We start from the raw sequence: 15678 nt of genomic DNA on the forward strand, positions 1-15678 counted from the left end.
ATGGAGATGAAACCCCTGCTGCCCCCCGTCACCGTCAACGGCGTCACCATCAGCCCCGAACGCATCGCGGCCGAGGCGCAGAACCACCCCGCGCCCAAGGGCAAGCCGGGCCTCGCGTGGAAGGCGGCCGCCCGGGCGCTGGCCCTGCGCGAGATCCTGCTGCAAGAGGCCCGCGCCCGGGGCCTGACCGCCGATCCCGCCGAACTGGCCCCCGGCCAGTGGGAGACCGAGGACGAGGCGCTGATCCGGCAATTGCTGGATCAGGCCATCGCCCCCGAACCCCCGGACGAGGCGGCGCTGCGCGCGATCTATGACGCTCATCCCGAGCGTTTCCGCGCCCCTTCGCTTTACGAGGCCGCGCATATCCTGTTCCCCGCCGCGCCCGGCGACCCGGCCGCGCGCGACGCGGCCCGCGCGGCGGCGGCCGAGGTGCTGGAGGAATTGCGCCGGGCACCGCGCCGGTTCGCGGAACTGGCGGCGCGGCACAGCGCCTGTTCGTCCAAGGACAGCGGCGGGCTTCTGGGCCAGCTGTCCTCGGGCGACACGGTGCCCGAGTTCGAGGCCGCGCTGGCCACGATCCCCGAAGGGCAGATCGGCGCGCCGGTCGAGACCCGCTACGGCATCCACCTGATCCGGCTGGACGCCAGGGCCGAGGGCGCCGTCCTGCCCTTTGACGCGGTGCTGCCGCATCTGCGCGAGGCCCGCGAAAAGGCGGCCTGGGTTGCCGCCAGCCGCGCCTTTACCGCCGCGCTGGTGGCGCGGGCCGAGGTGACGGGCGTCTCGCTGGGCGCTGACGCGGAAGGGGGCGCGGCATGAAACTGGCCTATGTCACGCTGTCGGGCCGCGGCGCCATCGATGCGCTGCTGTCCGAGGTGGTCGAGGCGCTCGAGGCGCAGGGCCTGCGCCTGGCCGGCACCGTGCAAAGCAACGTGGACCGCGCCGACCGGGCGCTGTGCGACATGGACCTGCGGCTGCTGCCGGACGGGCCGATGGTGCGCATCAGCGTCGATCGCGGCCCCGAGGCGCGCGGCTGCCGGCTGAACCCCGATGCGCTGGAGCGCTCGGTAGCCTGGACCGAGGCGGCGCTCGACCGCGCGGAATTCCTGGTGGTGAACAAGTTCGGCAAGCAGGAGGCCGAGGGCCGCGGCCTGGCCGGCACCATCGCCACGGCGCTGGAGCGCGGCTTGCCGGTGCTGGTCGGCGTGAACGGGCTGAACCTGCCGCCCTTCCTGGACTTCGCCGGCGGCCTTGCCGAGGCGTTGCCGCCCGAACCCCGGGCGGTGCTGGACTGGTGCCTGGCCGCGCGGCTGCCGGCCATGGCTGCAGCCTAGGCCGCGTCGCCGGCCGGGTGCAGCAGCGGCAGGAAATCGCCGCGCCGCGCCAGCACGTCGGCCAGCGTCTGGCGGTCCAGGACCGCCAGGAACGCCTCCATCGCCTCGTCCAGCGCCAGCGTCAGCCCGCAGGCCGGGGCGATGATGCAGCTGCCGCAGCCGACCAGGTCGAAATCCGCCTCGGTGTGGCGAATGACCGCACCCAGGCTGATCTGCTCGGCCGGCTGCGCCAGCCGGATGCCGCCGGCCCGGCCGCGCGTGCTGGCCAGCCAACCGGCGTTCACCAGGTCGTTGATCACCTTCATCAGGTGATTTTGCGAGATTCCATAAGCCCTTGCGATCTCGGCGATGGAACACAGCCGGTCGGGCTGGCGGCCCAGATACAAGAGCACCCGCATGGCGTAATCGGTATAGCGTGTCAGTCGCATGGCGCCTTCCTGAAACATGCATCCTGATTGCATGATTTGATCCTGCCGCATAGATGTATCCGCAATACATGATTTGCGAGTCGCGCCCGCGGCCGCAGCGCCAAGGAGAATCCGATGACCCAGGCTCTGAGCCCCCGCACCATCGAACTGGTCAAGGCCACCGTGCCCGCGCTCGAGGCGCATGGCATGACCATCGTGCACGAGATGTATGCGCGCATGTTCCGCGACCCGGCGATCCGCGACCTGTTCAACCAGTCGCATCACGGCGCCAGCGACGCCCAGCCGCGCGCCCTGACCGGCGCCATCCTGGCCTATGCCGGCAATATCGAGAACCTGGCCGCGCTGGCCCCGGCGGTCGAGCGCATCGCGCAGAAGCACGTCGGCCTGCAGATCCTGCCCGAGCATTACCCGCATGTCGCCGAGGCGCTGCTGGGCGCGATCAAGCATGTGCTGGGCGATGCCGCCACCGACGAGATCCTGGCCGCCTGGGGCGAGGCCTATTGGTTCCTGGCCAATATCCTGATCGCCCGGGAAAAGCGGCTTTATGGCGAGCAGAACGCCGCGCCCGGCGGCTGGAACGGCTGGCGCGACTTCCGCATCGCCGAGGTCGTGGCCGAAAGCAGCGTCATCAAGTCCTTCGTGCTGCGCCCGGTCGACGGCGGCCCGGTGATGGCGCATCTGCCGGGGCAATACCTGACCTTCTGGTTCGACATCCCCGGCCATCCGCCGGCCAAGCGCAACTATTCGATCTCGTCGGCGCCGGACGGGCAGGGCTATCGCATCAGCGTCAAGCGCGAGGCCCAGGGCCTGGCCTCGGGCTGGCTGCACGAACAGGCGCCGGGCACGGTGCTGAAGGTCGCGGCGCCGGCGGGCGAGTTCTTCATCGAGGCGCTGCCGCAGCGGCCGGTGGTGCTGCTCTCGGGCGGGGTCGGGCTGACGCCGATGGTGGCGATGCTGGAATGGCTGGTCGAGAAGGGCGCCGAGCAGCCGGTGCATTACATCCACGGCACCCATGACCGCGACACCCATGCCATGCGCGCCCATGTCCGGGCGCTGGCCGAGCAGGGCAGCGACATCCGCGTCACGGATTTCCACCAGACCCCGCTTGCGGATGAGGTCGCGGGGCGCGACTATGACATCGCAGGGCTGATCACCGACGAATGGCTGCTGGCCAATACGCCGGCCGAGACGGCGGATTACTATATCTGCGGCCCGCGCCCGTTCCTGCGGGCGGCGGTCTCGGCCCTGTCGCTGGCCGGCGTTCCGGCGGCGCGCATCCATTACGAGTTCTTCGGCCCGGCCGACGAGCTTCTGGCAGCCTGAGGGACCACGGCCATGGACGACCTGACCATCGCGCGGATCGTCCATGTGGTCGCGGTGCTCTTGTGGATCGGCGGGGTGGCTTTCGTGACCCTGGTGCTGATCCCCGCGATCCGCGGGGCCGAGCCGCCCGAGCGCCGGCTGGCCGCCTTTCACCGCGTCGAGGGCCGCTTTGCCGTCCAGGCGCGGCTCTGGGTGGCGCTGGCCGGGCTCAGCGGGCTGTGGATGATCTGGCGCGGCGCGATGTGGGACCGCTTTGCCGAGGCGGGCTATTGGTGGATGCACGCCATGGTCGCGGTCTGGCTGGTCTTTGCCGCCATGCTGTTCCTGATCGAGCCGCTGTTCCTGCACCGCCGGATGAAGGTCTCGGCCGATCCGGCGGCGGATTTCGACCGCATGGGCCGGATGCATGTGCTGCTGCTGGCCGCCTCGCTGATCGCGGTGATCGGCGGGGTCGGCGGCGCGCACGGGCTATTCTAGGCGGGATAGACCACGCTGCCATCGGGGCGGATCACCGCGCCCGGGGTCAGCCGCGCCTCTTCCAGCCGGCCCGGGCCCATGATGTTGATCACCGTCTCGCCCGCCGCGATCAGGTAGTCGCTGACGATGCGGCGATGGCAGCGCCACCAGACCGCCTCGGCGCACATGGTCGCGCAGCTCTGTGCCCGGCCGGCGGCCAGCAGCCGGTCGAGCCCGGCCCGGAACCGCTCCGACAGCGCGTAATCGGCATAGTTGTGAAAGCTGCGGTTGGTCCAGAAGCCGTTCAACTCGGGCGGGACGCCGGGATTGCTGCCGCGCAGCCCGCCCAGTTCCGCGACCCGTTCATAGCCGATGCCGGCCCCGGCCAGCGCCGGCGCCAAGGTGTCGCCGTCGAACCAGGGATGTGCGCGCGAGCCGGGCAGCTTGCGGATATCGGCGACCCGCTCGACCCCGGCCTCGGCCAGCAAAGCGATGAATTCCGCAAGGCTGCGGTTGGAATGGCCGATGGTATGGAAAGGCCGCTTCATGGCCTCAGAAGGTGAAGCGCGCTGCCCTTGTGCGCCGCGACATGGTCGGTCTTGTCGCTCTGGATCAGGTATTGCGGCTCGTCGGGCGAGGCACGGCGGGTATGGCCCTTGTAGTCGAAATCGGCGGTCTTGATTTCGGTGATGACGCCCGAGACCTCGCCGGCCTCGGAATTCCAGCCGACATGATCGCCGACCTTGAAGGATCTGGACATGACGCTCTCCAGCAGAAGGACTGCGATTAGGCCAGAGCCGCGGCGGCGATGCAAGGTTGCCGCGCCCGAGATCAGAAGATCCGCGCGCCGATAACGGCGCCGGCATCGGGCTGCAGCAGCATGACCCGGCCTGCGGCATCCGGCGCGCCCAGCACCAGGACCTGCGACTGGAAGCCGGCGATATTGCGCGGCGGCATGTTCACGACGCAGACCACGAGCCGGTCCAGCAGCGCGGATTCCGGGTAATTGGTGATCTGCGCGCTGGACCAGCGCGTGCCCAGCTCGCCGAAATCCACCTGCACCTTGTAGGAAGGATTGCGCGCGCGCGGAAAGGGCAGCACTGCGACGATGCGGCCGACGCGCATCTCGACCCTGGCGAAGTCGTCATGGACGATCTGGTGTTCCGACATGGTATTCTCCTTCTTTGGCGCCCTCAGCCTGTCGTATCAGCGACTTGATCGGCACATATCCGCGATCCAGCAAGGTCTGGATGACGATGCAGCGGAAATATTTCGCGCCCTGAGGAGGCGCATACGCTGCCGACCGGGGTCTATGCCGCCGCGTCGGATTTCGAGGGCGAGGCGCTCGGCGCCGATCTGGCGTAGCGCCTTGACTGCGCGGTGCGGCAGTCGCCGTGCATCTTCCCCACCACCGGCTCGGCCGAGGCGGCGCTGCACGACGCCGCGCAGGTGCCGGTCAACGACCCGCTCGGCGCCAACTCGGCCATGGCGGCGGTGACGCGGAACCTGGCCGCGGGCGAGCCGGGCGGCACCATCAACCTGACGCGCAATGGGCCGACGGACGAGATGCGCTCGGCGGTGTCGCTGGCCTATGGCAGCTGGGACAACCGCCGCATCGAGGCCGATATCGGCGGCCCCATCGGCTTCGACGGCCGGCTGCGCGGCCGGGTGGCCGGCGTCTGGCAGGACCGCGACTATTTCCATGCGCCGGCGGACGAGGAAAAGCAGGTGCTCTACGGCATCCTGGAATACGACCTGACGCCCGACACCACGATCAGCGGCGGGGTGACCTATCAGCACCAATACGGGACGCATTGGCAAACGGGCCTGCCGACCTTCCTCGACGGCAGCCAGCTTGGCCTGCCGCGCAACCCGGCGCTGAACCCGGACTGGGCCAGGCGCGACACCACCATCCGCGAGACCTTCTTCACCGCCGAACACCGCATCAACGACGACTGGTCGGTGAAGCTGAACGCCATGCAGCAGAAATACGATTTCGGCTACCTGAAGCTGAACGTCGGCGGCCCGGTCGATCCGGCAACGGGGCTGTTCGGCGCGCCGAGCGTCTCGTCCGAGGATGACGGCAATCACTCCAGGCGCGTGGACCTGAGCGTCACCGGCCGCTTCCGCGCCTGGGGCGTGGATTACAAGCTGACCGCCGGCGCCGACTGGCGGATGAGCGAGGGCAAGCAGATCCGCAACCGCTACCAGACGGCCTTCCCGGACGGCGAGCTTGGCCCGGACGATTTCCCCGGCGTGGTGCTGCCGGAACCGACCTTCCTGCGGCGCCACCACGGCTGGCCGGCCTGGGGCGGCAAGCAGCAGGGCATCTATGCCCGGCTGGACATGGCCTTGACCGACACGGCGCATGTCATCGTCGGCGGCCGCTACGGCAACTACAAGCATCGCGACATCTACGAACTTTACGACGACAACGGCGATCTGGTCGAGCGCGACGCCAGCTACCGCTGGCAGGAAACCGGCATCTTCACGCCCTATGCCGCCGTCAACCATGACGTGACGCCGGGCTGGAGCGCCTGTGCCAGCCTGACCGAGATCTACAAGCCGCAGGGCAATATGTTTGCCGGCCCGCCCGAGAACCCCACGCAGTTGGACCCGATCACCGGGCGCAACGTCGAACTGGGTGCCAAAGGGCGCGGTGCTGGACGGGGCGCTGAACGTCTCGGCCGCGCTCTATCGCATCGAGCGCAAGGGCGAGGCCATTCAGGACCTGGCCTATGGCGAGAACAGCCGCTTCTATCTGCCGCTGGGCGAGATCGTCAGCCAAGGCCTGGAGCTGGAGGTCTCGGGCGAGGTCTCGCCGGGCTGGCAGGTCTTTGCCGGCTATACCTGGAACCAGAACGACCGACTACAACCTTCCGGGCGCCCATTCCAAATGGACCGTGGGCGGCGGCGTGACGGTGAAAAGCAGGCATGCCAATACCGGCTCCTATTAGGCCTGGACCGATGCCGGCTGGACCCAGCCGGAGTTCGCGATCCGGCAGGGCGGCCATGCGGTCTGGGACGCGCATGTGAATTTCCAGATCGACGACCGCTGGAACCTGGCGCTGAACGTGAACAACGTCTTCGACAGGAACTATTACGCCACGCTCGGCACGCCCGGCGGCGGCAACTGGTATGGCGCGCCCAGGAACGCCACCCTGACCCTGCGCGGCCAGTTCTGAGCCGAGCCGATGGCGGGGCGTGGTCTCGCCGTCGGCCCGGCTACGCCCTGGCTTTCCCGGGGCCAGGACCGGCGCCAAGCCATGCTCTCGGGCACGGAGCCACGGTCGCCTTTCCGGGGCCGGTCGTCTCGCGCAGCCGGGTCGGGCGCAGTGCCAGCCAGGAAACGCTGGAGGAATCCGGGCGCGACCGCGATGCGCTGCGCATCCGGGTCGAGGCGCTGAACGCCACCTTCCGCCGCTTTCCGCGCCACGCTGTGCTAGGTGCTGCCCGCGCCGCCGGTGAGGAAGGACGGCGAGGCCGAAAGCGCCGTCGTGACCCATGCCGTGCTTTTCGCTGTCGAGAACCCGGGCGGCGCGCTGCTGCCCGGCATCACCGCGCAGGTGTTCTTCGTCCCCGAAAAGCGCCGCGCAGGTGCTGACCGTGCCGGTCCCGGCGCTGGAGGACGGCCGCGTCCTGGGGCAGGGCGCCTCGGGCCGGGTCGAGACGCGGCATGCGCACCCGCGCCTTCGTCGCCGTCGGTTCGGGCCTCGCCGAGGGCGCGCAGGTCGTCACCGACATCCGCGCGACCGAGGACGACCCGCTGCTGCGGATCGCGCGATGAGCGCGGCCGCCGCTGAAAATATCTTGGGCTCTCGGCCGGCCGACGGCGGGCGGCTATCATCTGGCCGGGCAGGACGTGGTGATCCTGTCGCGCGATGCGCAGGCCGACCTGCGCGACCGGCTGTTCGGCTTCGTCTTTCAGCAATACAACCTGATCCCGACGCAGTCGGCGCTGGAAAACGTCAAGCTGCCCGTGCCGGCCTGTCGCGCGCAGCGCGGCGCGACCGGGCGGCGGGCTTGCGGGGCAGCCTGGAGTTGGGGCACCGGCTGCATGCCCGGCCGGCGCAGATGTCGGCGGGCAACTGGCGCCATCGCGGCGATCTCGATCCTCGTCGGCGGTATCGGGGTGATGACATCATGTTCACCACCGTGCGCGAGCGCACGCGCGAGATCAGCATCCGCGCCGCGACCGGCGCCTCGATGCGCGACATCCTGATCCGGCTCCTGACCGAGGCGGCGGTCTGGGGCATCGGCATGCCGGTGGTGTTTTCGGTCACGGTCGCGCTTGGTGCGCTGGCCGGCCCCGCGCTGATGGGCGCGGGATTCGGCATGGTGCCGGAGATCCGCGCCGCCAGGCCGAGCCCGGTCGAGGCGCTGGCCGGCCCTGATCCGCCATCCGCCGCCAATGCCGGCGGCGTGACGGTTTTTTCCCCTGACATGTCGGTTGATTGCCGCAGATGCGGCCGGCCGTGCCGCATGGTCGCGGCCGACGGCGCCTGCCCGGCCGATGCGCCGCGACCCGCCACGGACCCAGACGCCACAGCAGGAAAGATCGCCCGGCATGCCGACCCAGACCGATCACCGCCAGACCGACCACTGCCTGATCGACGGCCGGGCCGTGCAGCGCCGCATCCTGTCCGGGCTGAACGAGGCCTTCGCCTGCGAGCGGCAGCGGCGGCCGGTGGGGCGGCTGGTCTCGGTCTCGATCGGGCCCTCGCCCGAGGTCGAGGTCTATGTCCGCAACCAGGCGCGCGGCGCCGAGCGCGCCGGCCTGCCCTTCGAGCAGCAGGTCTGGCCCGCCGGGATCGCGCCCGAAGAGGCCAAGCGCCGGATCCTGGCGCTGAACGACGACGGCGCCGTCTTGGGCATCATCCTGCAACGCCCGGTGCCGGCGCATATCCATGTCCGCTCGCTGCAATCGGCGATCCATCCGCTGAAGGACGTCGAGGGCATGAACCCGGCCTCGATCGGCAACATCGTCTATAACGACATCGCCCTGGCGCCCTGCACCGCGGCCGCCGCGGTCGAGTTGTTGCGCCAGACCGGCCTTACCTTGCAGGGGCTCGAGGTGGTGATGATCGGCCATTCCGAGATCGTCGGCAAGCCCGCCGCCTTCATGCTGATGGCCGAGGGCGCCACCGTCACCGTCTGCCACCACATGACCCGCTCGGTCGCGATGCATTCGCGCCGGGCCGATGCGGTGGTCGTGGCGGTGGGCAAGCCGCATCTGATCGGCCCCGAGATGATCAAGCCCGGCGCGGCGGTGATCGACATCGGCATCAACCAGGTCGCCGATGCGGAGGGCGGCATCCGCATCCTGGGCGACGTGGACACCGACCGCGTGCGCGAGGTCGCCGGCTGGATCACCCCGGTCCCGGGCGGCGTCGGCCCGGTCACCGTCGCCATGCTGATGCGCAACGCGCTGACCGCGCATCGGCGCCAGGTCGACGCCGGCTGGCTGGGCGGGGAGGCGCCCGGCCGGGCCTGACATTTCTTGAGCAGATCATTGACAGAGGGAGGATTTCGCATGAAGGAAACACCCGGCAGGGGGCTGGACGCGGGCGTGTTCTGGCCCGCCATCGCCATCGCCCTGGGCTTCGTCCTCTGGGGCGTCGCCGCCCCAGACAGCCTGGCCGGCACCGCCGGCGCCGTGCTGGCCTGGATCATCCGGGTCTTCGGCTGGAGCTTCGTCATCTCGACGGCCTTCTTCCTGGCCTTCGCGGTCTTCCTGGCCTTCAGCCGCTTCGGCCGCATCAAGCTGGGCCATGACGACGAGGTGCCGGAATTCTCGACCCGGTCCTGGATCTGCATGATGTTCAGCGTCGGCATGGGCATCGGGCTGATGTTCTGGGGCGTGGCCGAGCCGGTCAGCCATTTCGGCACCCCGCCGCATGGCCTGGCGCAGCCGCAGACGCGCGAGGCGGCGCTGGTCGCCATGCAATACGCCTATTTCCACTGGGCGCTGCATCCTTGGGCGATCTATGCCATGGCCGGGCTGGCGATGGCCTATTTCAGCTATCGCCGCGACCTGCCGACGCTGGTGTCGAGCGCCTTCCACCCGCTCTTGGGCGACCGCATCCACGGGCCGATCGGGCGCACCATCGACGTGCTGGCGATCATCGCGACGCTCTTCGGCACCGCGACCTCGCTGGGGCTGGGCGCGCAGCAGATCAACAGCGGCATGAACTACCTGTGGGGCACCGGCGAAAGCGCGGGCATCGCGCTGACCGTCATCGCCGTGCTCTCGGTGCTGTTCATCCTGTCGGCGGTCTCGGGCGTCGGCAAGGGCATCCAGTTCCTCAGCAACATGAACATGCTGATCGCGCTGCTGCTCTTGCTGTTCCTGGCGGCGCTGGGGCCGACGGTCTTCATGCTCGACACGCTGATCGAGGCGATGGGCTATTACTTCGGCGACCTGGTGTCGATGTCCTTCCGCACCTCGGCCTTCAGCGACAGCAAGTGGCTGGCCAGCTGGACCATCTTCTACTGGGCCTGGTGGATTTCCTGGGCGCCCTTCGTCGGCGTGTTCATCGCCCGCATCTCGCGCGGCCGCACCATCCGCGAATTCGTCGTGGGCGTGCTGGTGATCCCCAGCGCCGTGACCTTCGTCTGGTTCACCGTCATGGGGGGCAGCGCGCTGCATTCCGAGCTGATGGGCCCGGGCGGGCTGGTCGAGGCCATCGCCGACAAGGGCGCGCCGGTCTCGCTCTTCGCGCTCTTGGAGCAATATCCGCTGGCTTCGCTGACCTCGGTGGTGGCGATGTTCCTGGTGGCGATCTTCTTCGTCTCGGGCGCCGATGCGGCCTCGGTGGTGATGGGGATGCTGTCCTCGCGCGGGACCAGCCATCCGCAGGCCGGCATCGTGGTGCTGTGGGGCGTGCTCGCCGCCGCCGCGGCCTCGGTGCTTTTGGTCATGGGCGGGCTCGACGGGCTCCAGACCGCCTCGATCATCGCGGCCGCGCCCTTCCTGCTGGTCATGGTCGGGCTTTGCGGCTCGCTCTGGAAGGGGCTTCTGGACGATATCGAGGTGCATGGCCATTTCGAGGAGATCGACCCGCATACCGGCGGGTTGAAGGACCGCCTGCATTGACGAAACGGGCCTGTCGCGCCGCTCTGGCGCGGCAAGCCGCAACCGCCTTGCCCAAGCCATGACCGAGATCGCGCCCGTCCCCCGCCCCGCCCGCTATGTCTTCCTGCTGCTGGACCGGTTCACGCTGGTGTCCTTTTCGGCGGCGATCGAGCCGTTGCGGCTGGCGAACCGCATCGCCGGGCGCCCGCTCTACGACTGGCGGCTGGTGGGCGAGGGCGGGGCCTTCGCGCGCTGCTCGAACGGCGCCCGCATCATGCTGGACGGGGGCCTCGAGGACGGCAATCGCGGTGATACCGTGCTGGTCTGCGGCGGGCTCGACATCGCCCGCGCCACCTCGCGCCCGGTGCTGGCCTGGCTGCGGCGCGAGGCCCGGCGCGGCGCCCGCATCGGCGCGCTCTGCACCGGCGCCTGGGTGCTGGCCGAGGCCGGGCTGCTTGCCGGCCGGCGCTGCACCATCCATTGGGAGAACCAGGACGCCTTCGCCGAGGAATTCCCCGACGCCACCCTGATCCGCACCGTCTTCGTCGAGGACGGCAACCGCCTGACCGCCGCCGGCGGCACCGCGGCCATCGACCTGATGCTGCGCCAGATCGCCCGCGACCACGGCGAGGCGCTGGCCGGGCGCGTGGCCGACCAGATGATCCACACCGCGATCCGCTCCGAGGAGGACCACCAGCGCCAGTCGGTGCCGGTGCGGCTGGGCGCGCGGCATCCGCGGCTGGCGCAGGTGGTGGCGCGGATGGAGGCCAATATCGAGGAGCCGCTGAGCCCGGCGCGGCTGGCGCAGGACGCGGGCCTGTCGCCGCGCCAGCTCGAGCGGCTGTTCGCGCGCTATCTCGGCCGCTCGCCCAAGCGGCATTACATGGCGCTGCGGCTGGAGCGGGCGCAGAACCTGCTCCTGCAGACCGAGATGAGCGTGATCGAGATCGCGCTCGCCTGCGGCTTCGCCAGCACCGCGCATTTCTCGAAATGCTACCGCGCACAATATGGCAAGACGCCCTATCGCAAAAGGGATGGCAGGGCCTGAGCCTCGGCCCGGCGGCGCGCGCCGGCGGCTTCTGGCCGGTGGTCAGGTCGAACGACCGCTGCGGGGAATGCGCGATCCGGTTCGCCGCCGAGCAGGCGGCAGCCAGGCAGCCGTTCCGGTCCGATGAAGGCAGCCCCCGGGGCTGCCTTTGCCGTTTCCGCCCCCTGTCAGCGTGGCGCCGCCGTGGCCTAACGACATCTATCCGCTGTTTTTTTCTTCGACCGATGTGATTTTCAGGCGCGGCGGGCTTATCCTGCGTTGCGTCAACAGGGAAACCGGAAATAGCCGGTTCGGCGCTCTTGCCGTTCCCGCGTCCGAAGAAGGCATCGGCATGTTCCGCATCAACAACCAGGGTTTCGTCGTCGACTGCGAGGATGATCAGCCGGTGGCGCTTGTGTCCCACGGCTGCGTCGCCGTCGAGGCCAGGATGCAGGATCAGCGTTGCGTGCTGTTGCGTTTCGACGGCCAGCAGAACCTGCCGCCCGGTGCGCGGCTGTCGGCTGCGCAGGTGCATCAGTTCGCCCTGCCGCTGGAACAGGCGCTGGCGCTGGCGCGGGCCATCCTGACGATCACCGAGCCGGGCTTGGACTGAGCCGCGCCAGCCGAAACCCCGGGCGGAATCGCGACGCCGCGCGAGGGGTTTTCCCGCGCGGCGCCGGTCAGGACGGGCCGCTGTCAGAGCGCGGTCAGCGGGAAGCCGGTGATGCGTTTCGGCCGCGGCGGGGCGTAGGTGCGCACCTTCGAGGTCTTCAGCCCCAGCCGCACCAGCGACTCGGCGATGGTGACGGCGGCCGCGACCCCGTCCACCACCGGCACGCCGGTGCGGGCGCGGATCTTGGCCTCGAGCTCGGCCATGCCGCCGCAGCCCAGGCAGATCACCTCGGCATGATCCTGGGTCACGGCGGCGGCGGCCTGCTCGACGATGGTCTCGACCGCGCGCTCGGGCTGGGTTTCCAGCTCGAGCACCGCCATGCCGCTGGCCCGGACCGAGGCGCAGCGGTCGTAAAGGCCAGCAAGCTTCAGCCGGTCCTCGATCATCGGCACGGCGCGGTCGAGCGTGGTCACCACCGAATACTTGTGGCCGAGAAACATCGCGGTCGCGGCAGCGGCCTCGGTGATGTCCACCACCGGCACCTCGAGCAGTTCCTGCAACCCCTCGCGCCCGTGCTCGCCATAGCCGGCCTGGATCACCGCGTCGAAGGGCTGGTCATAGCGCATGACCGCGTCCATCACCCCCACCGCCGCGAGATAGCTCTCGAAATTGCCCTCGACCGATTCGGCGCCGAAGCGCGGGGTCAGGGCCACGATCTCGGTGCCCGGGGCGGCGGCCTTGCGGGCCGACTCCCCGATGCCATGGGTCATGGTTTCGGTCGTGTTGACGTTCACGACAAGGATACGCATTGCGACGGTCTCCGTTCAGTGGCTGGTGGCGACGGCGATGGCTTCGCCGTCGCGGTCGGCGTAGCTGAGGCCCTTGGGCGCGATCAGGTAATAGAACAGCGCCCCCAGGCCCGCGGCGATGAACCACGAGAATTGCGACAGCGAATGCAGCGCCGGCAGGAAGGCGAACAGAAGCGAGATCGCGGCCGAGGGGATCAGCGCCTGGATCGCCTTGGGATTGATGCCGTTGACATAGTGATAGGGTCCGGCGGCGCTGTCGCTGTAGAGCGCCGGCACGTCGACCCGCTGCTTGCGGATCAGCCAGTAGTCGGCCATCACGATCCCGAACAGCGGCCCCAGGAAGGCCCCGAGCGCGCCCAGGAAATAGACGATGACGATGGGCGAGTTGTAGAGGTTCCAGGGCAGGATGACGAAGCCGATCACCGCGCTGACCACCGCCGCCCGGCGGAAGTCGAGGTGACGCGGGAACAGGTTCGCCAGCGCGAAGGCCGGGGCCACGAAATTCGCCATCAGGTTCACGGCGATGGTCAGGATCAGCAGCGACAGGCTGGCCAGCACCAGCAGGAAGGTGTTCGGGATCTTCTGCACCACGTCGGTCGGGCTTTGGATCAGCGTGCCGTCGATCGACAGCTGGCCGCCGGTCAGGATCACCACGATCAGGCCGAAGATCAGCATGTTGATCGGGATGCCCCAGAAATTGCCGCGCACCACCGCCTGGCGCGAGGTGGCGCCGCGGGTGAAGTCGCAGAAGTTCAGCACGAAGGTGCCATAGATCGCCACCCAGAGCGAGGCGCCGCCCAGGATCTGCGCCCACATCGCGCCGCCGCTCAGCGGGTTCGGCGGCGTCCATTGCAGCCGGCCGCCGGCGCTGTAGAGCATCCAGCCCGCCAGCGAGACGAAGGTGACCAGGATCACCGGGCCGGCGAAAGCCTCGTATTTGCGGATGCTTTCCATGCCGTAGCAGGCGATGACGACCTGGACGATCCAGAGCAGGGTGAAGCTGATCCAGCCCAGCACCGACAGGCCCAGCACCATCTGCTGCGCCATCGGCGCAAGGCCGGGCACCAGCGCGATCAGCAGCACGTCGAGCACCATCGAGGCGAGATAGGTCTGGATGCCGAACCAGACGATGGCGACGCCGCCCCGGATCAGCGCCGGGATCTGGGCGCCGCGCGTGCCGAAGCTGATGCGGCTCATCACCGGGAAGGGCACGCCGGTCTTGATGCCCATGAAACCCGACAGGTTCAGCAGCACGAAGAGGAAGGCCGCGCCGAACAGCAGCGCGGCCAGGATCTGCCATCCGCCCAGCCCCAGCGCGAAAAGCCCGATGGCAAAGGAATAATTGCCCAGGCTGTGCACGTCATTGGCCCAGAGGGCGAAGATGTTGTAGGCGCTCCAGGTCCGGCCCTGCTTCAGGGTCGGGGCCAGGTCGCGGTTGTAGAGATTGGCCGAGACCCCGGGCGGGATCGCCTCGTCCAGGGCGGCGCCGTGATGATGCGCTTGCTTGTCGCGCAGGATGTTCTGGTCCATCGTCACCCCCCGATCGCCGCGGGGTTGCGCGCGCCACATGCAGGGCAGCGCGCCGTCATTGTCTCAGGTGCCATGGTTACCTCCCGTTCCGATGGCAGCCGCCGGAGTGCGGCGGCGCAGGCCGGTATCTGAGCTTGCAACTAAAATGTTACATATTATTCTATGAAAGCGTCTATATAGAATTCCTGGTATAACCTTACTGGATAATTTGAAAATGAAGGCGCTAGACTGGGGCGAATCTGACGGGAAGGATTGGGCTGGCGATGGGCGAGGAAGAGATGCTGAACACGCGCGCGCTGCTGGCGCTGACCGAGGCGTTGCGCTCGGGCGCGCTGCGCGCCGGGCAGTTCCTGTCCATGCCGCAGCTGGTCGAGATCCTGCGCGTGCCCATCGCCGCCGTGCGCGAGGCGACGCGCCACGGCCAGGTCTCGGGCTGGCTGGACGTGATCCCCAAGCGCGGCGTGCAGATCCTCGAGGCCGAGCCGGCGACGATCCGCGACAGCCTCGACCTGCGCATGGTGCTGGACCAGGAGGGCGCGCGCCGCTGGATCCGCGGCGGCCTCGATGCCGGCGAGCTGGCCGCGCTGCGCCAGGCGCATGAGCGGATGCGCGAGACGGCGCGCGGCGCCGGCACGCCCGAACTGTCGGCGCAGGCGATCCAGGTCGATCTGTCGCTGCACGACTTCCTGGCGCGCGGGCTGGGCAATCCGATGCTGCGCGCCGATTACGAAAGCAACCGCATCCGCATCGCCATCTTCCAGCGCGTCCGGCCCTTCGTGCAGGAGCGCGTCCGCTCGGCGATGGAGGAGCACCTGGCGATCATCGCCGCGCTGGAGCGCCGCGACAGCGCCGCGACCACCGACGCCATCGCCTATCACTGCGAGCGCACGCAGCATTGGTGGGGCGTCAGCCCGGCCTGAGGAGGGTTCTGCCGGGTGTTGGTCAGGGCTGCGGTCTCGCTATTGGGCAGGCGGCGCCGGATGCTGATGCCGGCGCGCATCGGCGGCACCTTCCCGAACCGCGAGCTGAAACACCGGCCGCCGAAACGGCGCTTGCCGGTGATTTTCCCGCCGCCCGCAGCGCGAT

Annotated in this window: 17 protein-coding genes and 2 pseudogenes; 13 read left to right on the top strand and 6 right to left on the bottom strand. The window is 69.2% G+C overall.

Going from position 1 to position 15678, the window contains the following annotated elements; genetic code table 11:
- Both PARN5_RS0116015 and PARN5_RS0116020 read left to right on the top strand, forming a co-directional pair.
- Positions 1-816, top strand: coding sequence for a peptidylprolyl isomerase (locus PARN5_RS0116015; protein WP_018000783.1), 816 nt, complete (start codon positions 1-3; stop codon positions 814-816).
- A complete protein-coding gene (locus PARN5_RS0116020; RefSeq protein WP_018000784.1) occupies positions 813-1331 on the top strand; it encodes a DUF2478 domain-containing protein in 519 nt (172 codons plus the stop codon). Before PARN5_RS0116015 ends, PARN5_RS0116020 begins: the two co-directional genes overlap by 4 nt.
- Here the strand turns inward: PARN5_RS0116020 and PARN5_RS0116025 are convergent.
- Positions 1328-1759 carry an Rrf2 family transcriptional regulator gene (locus tag PARN5_RS0116025; protein ID WP_026155501.1) on the bottom strand — a complete coding sequence of 144 codons (432 nt, stop codon included), beginning with the start codon at positions 1757-1759 and terminating at the stop codon, positions 1328-1330. The genes PARN5_RS0116020 and PARN5_RS0116025 overlap by 4 nt on opposite strands.
- Positions 1760-1873: 114 nt before the next feature.
- Between PARN5_RS0116025 and hmpA the strand changes: the two genes are divergently transcribed.
- Both hmpA and PARN5_RS0116035 read left to right on the top strand, forming a co-directional pair.
- Entirely contained in the window at positions 1874-3082 is a 1209-nt protein-coding gene (gene hmpA / locus PARN5_RS0116030; protein WP_018000786.1) for an NO-inducible flavohemoprotein, read from the top strand.
- A gap of 12 nt (positions 3083-3094) precedes the next feature.
- Positions 3095-3559 (top strand): hypothetical protein, encoded by a 465-nt coding sequence (locus PARN5_RS0116035; RefSeq protein WP_018000787.1) that lies wholly within the window; start codon positions 3095-3097, stop codon positions 3557-3559.
- Here the strand turns inward: PARN5_RS0116035 and PARN5_RS0116040 are convergent.
- From PARN5_RS0116040 to PARN5_RS0116050, 3 genes are all read right to left on the bottom strand, one after another.
- The gene (locus PARN5_RS0116040; protein ID WP_018000788.1) at positions 3556-4086 is read right to left on the bottom strand and encodes a DUF488 domain-containing protein; all 531 of its coding nucleotides are present in this window, start codon (positions 4084-4086) and stop codon (positions 3556-3558) included. The two genes, PARN5_RS0116035 and PARN5_RS0116040, sit on opposite strands and share 4 nt — an antisense overlap.
- Positions 4083-4298: a DUF2945 domain-containing protein gene (locus PARN5_RS0116045; RefSeq protein ID WP_018000789.1), complete on the bottom strand. Its 216-nt coding sequence runs from the start codon at positions 4296-4298 to the stop codon at positions 4083-4085. Before PARN5_RS0116045 ends, PARN5_RS0116040 begins: the two co-directional genes overlap by 4 nt.
- A 71-nt stretch (positions 4299-4369) precedes the next feature.
- Entirely contained in the window at positions 4370-4708 is a 339-nt protein-coding gene (locus PARN5_RS0116050; RefSeq protein ID WP_018000790.1) for a tRNA-binding protein, read from the bottom strand.
- Between the two features lie 396 nt (positions 4709-5104).
- Here PARN5_RS0116050 and PARN5_RS22420 point away from each other — a divergent pair.
- The 8 genes and pseudogenes from PARN5_RS22420 to PARN5_RS24330 form a co-directional block, all read left to right on the top strand.
- A pseudogene (locus PARN5_RS22420) lies at positions 5105-6133 on the top strand (TonB-dependent receptor); the annotation flags it as partial.
- Between the two features lie 64 nt (positions 6134-6197).
- Positions 6198-6347 (top strand): annotated as a pseudogene (locus PARN5_RS25145) (hypothetical protein); the annotation flags it as partial.
- 223 nt (positions 6348-6570) lie between these two features.
- A complete protein-coding gene (locus tag PARN5_RS24950; RefSeq protein ID WP_018000791.1) occupies positions 6571-6723 on the top strand; it encodes a TonB-dependent receptor in 153 nt (50 codons plus the stop codon).
- A 680-nt stretch (positions 6724-7403) separates the two neighbouring features.
- Positions 7404-7760: a hypothetical protein gene (locus PARN5_RS24955; protein ID WP_232419416.1), complete on the top strand. Its 357-nt coding sequence runs from the start codon at positions 7404-7406 to the stop codon at positions 7758-7760.
- 345 nt (positions 7761-8105) lie between these two features.
- Positions 8106-9032, top strand: coding sequence for a bifunctional 5,10-methylenetetrahydrofolate dehydrogenase/5,10-methenyltetrahydrofolate cyclohydrolase (locus PARN5_RS0116070; RefSeq protein ID WP_018000794.1), 927 nt, complete (start codon positions 8106-8108; stop codon positions 9030-9032).
- 39 nt (positions 9033-9071) lie between these two features.
- Positions 9072-10634: a BCCT family transporter gene (locus PARN5_RS0116075; RefSeq protein WP_018000795.1), complete on the top strand. Its 1563-nt coding sequence runs from the start codon at positions 9072-9074 to the stop codon at positions 10632-10634.
- Positions 10635-10692: 58 nt separating this feature from the next.
- A complete protein-coding gene (locus tag PARN5_RS0116080) occupies positions 10693-11661 on the top strand; it encodes a GlxA family transcriptional regulator (protein ID WP_018000796.1) in 969 nt (322 codons plus the stop codon).
- Between the two features lie 148 nt (positions 11662-11809).
- A complete protein-coding gene (locus PARN5_RS24330; protein WP_157404057.1) occupies positions 11810-12253 on the top strand; it encodes a hypothetical protein in 444 nt (147 codons plus the stop codon).
- Between the two features lie 83 nt (positions 12254-12336).
- On the opposite strand, the gene PARN5_RS0116090 is transcribed toward PARN5_RS24330, so the two are convergent.
- Both PARN5_RS0116090 and PARN5_RS0116095 read right to left on the bottom strand, forming a co-directional pair.
- A complete protein-coding gene (locus PARN5_RS0116090; protein WP_018000798.1) occupies positions 12337-13062 on the bottom strand; it encodes an aspartate/glutamate racemase family protein in 726 nt (241 codons plus the stop codon).
- A gap of 15 nt (positions 13063-13077) precedes the next feature.
- Positions 13078-14592 (bottom strand): NCS1 family nucleobase:cation symporter-1, encoded by a 1515-nt coding sequence (locus PARN5_RS0116095; protein WP_018000799.1) that lies wholly within the window; start codon positions 14590-14592, stop codon positions 13078-13080.
- 263 nt (positions 14593-14855) lie between these two features.
- Here PARN5_RS0116095 and PARN5_RS0116100 point away from each other — a divergent pair, with 263 nt between their 5' ends.
- Positions 14856-15512, top strand: a complete 657-nt coding sequence (locus PARN5_RS0116100) for a GntR family transcriptional regulator (protein ID WP_018000800.1) — start codon at positions 14856-14858, stop codon at positions 15510-15512.
- Positions 15513-15678: the final 166 nt, after the last annotated feature.

The sequence above is a fragment of the Paracoccus sp. N5 genome (assembly GCF_000371965.1).
Taxonomy (GTDB): Bacteria; Pseudomonadota; Alphaproteobacteria; order Rhodobacterales; family Rhodobacteraceae; genus Paracoccus.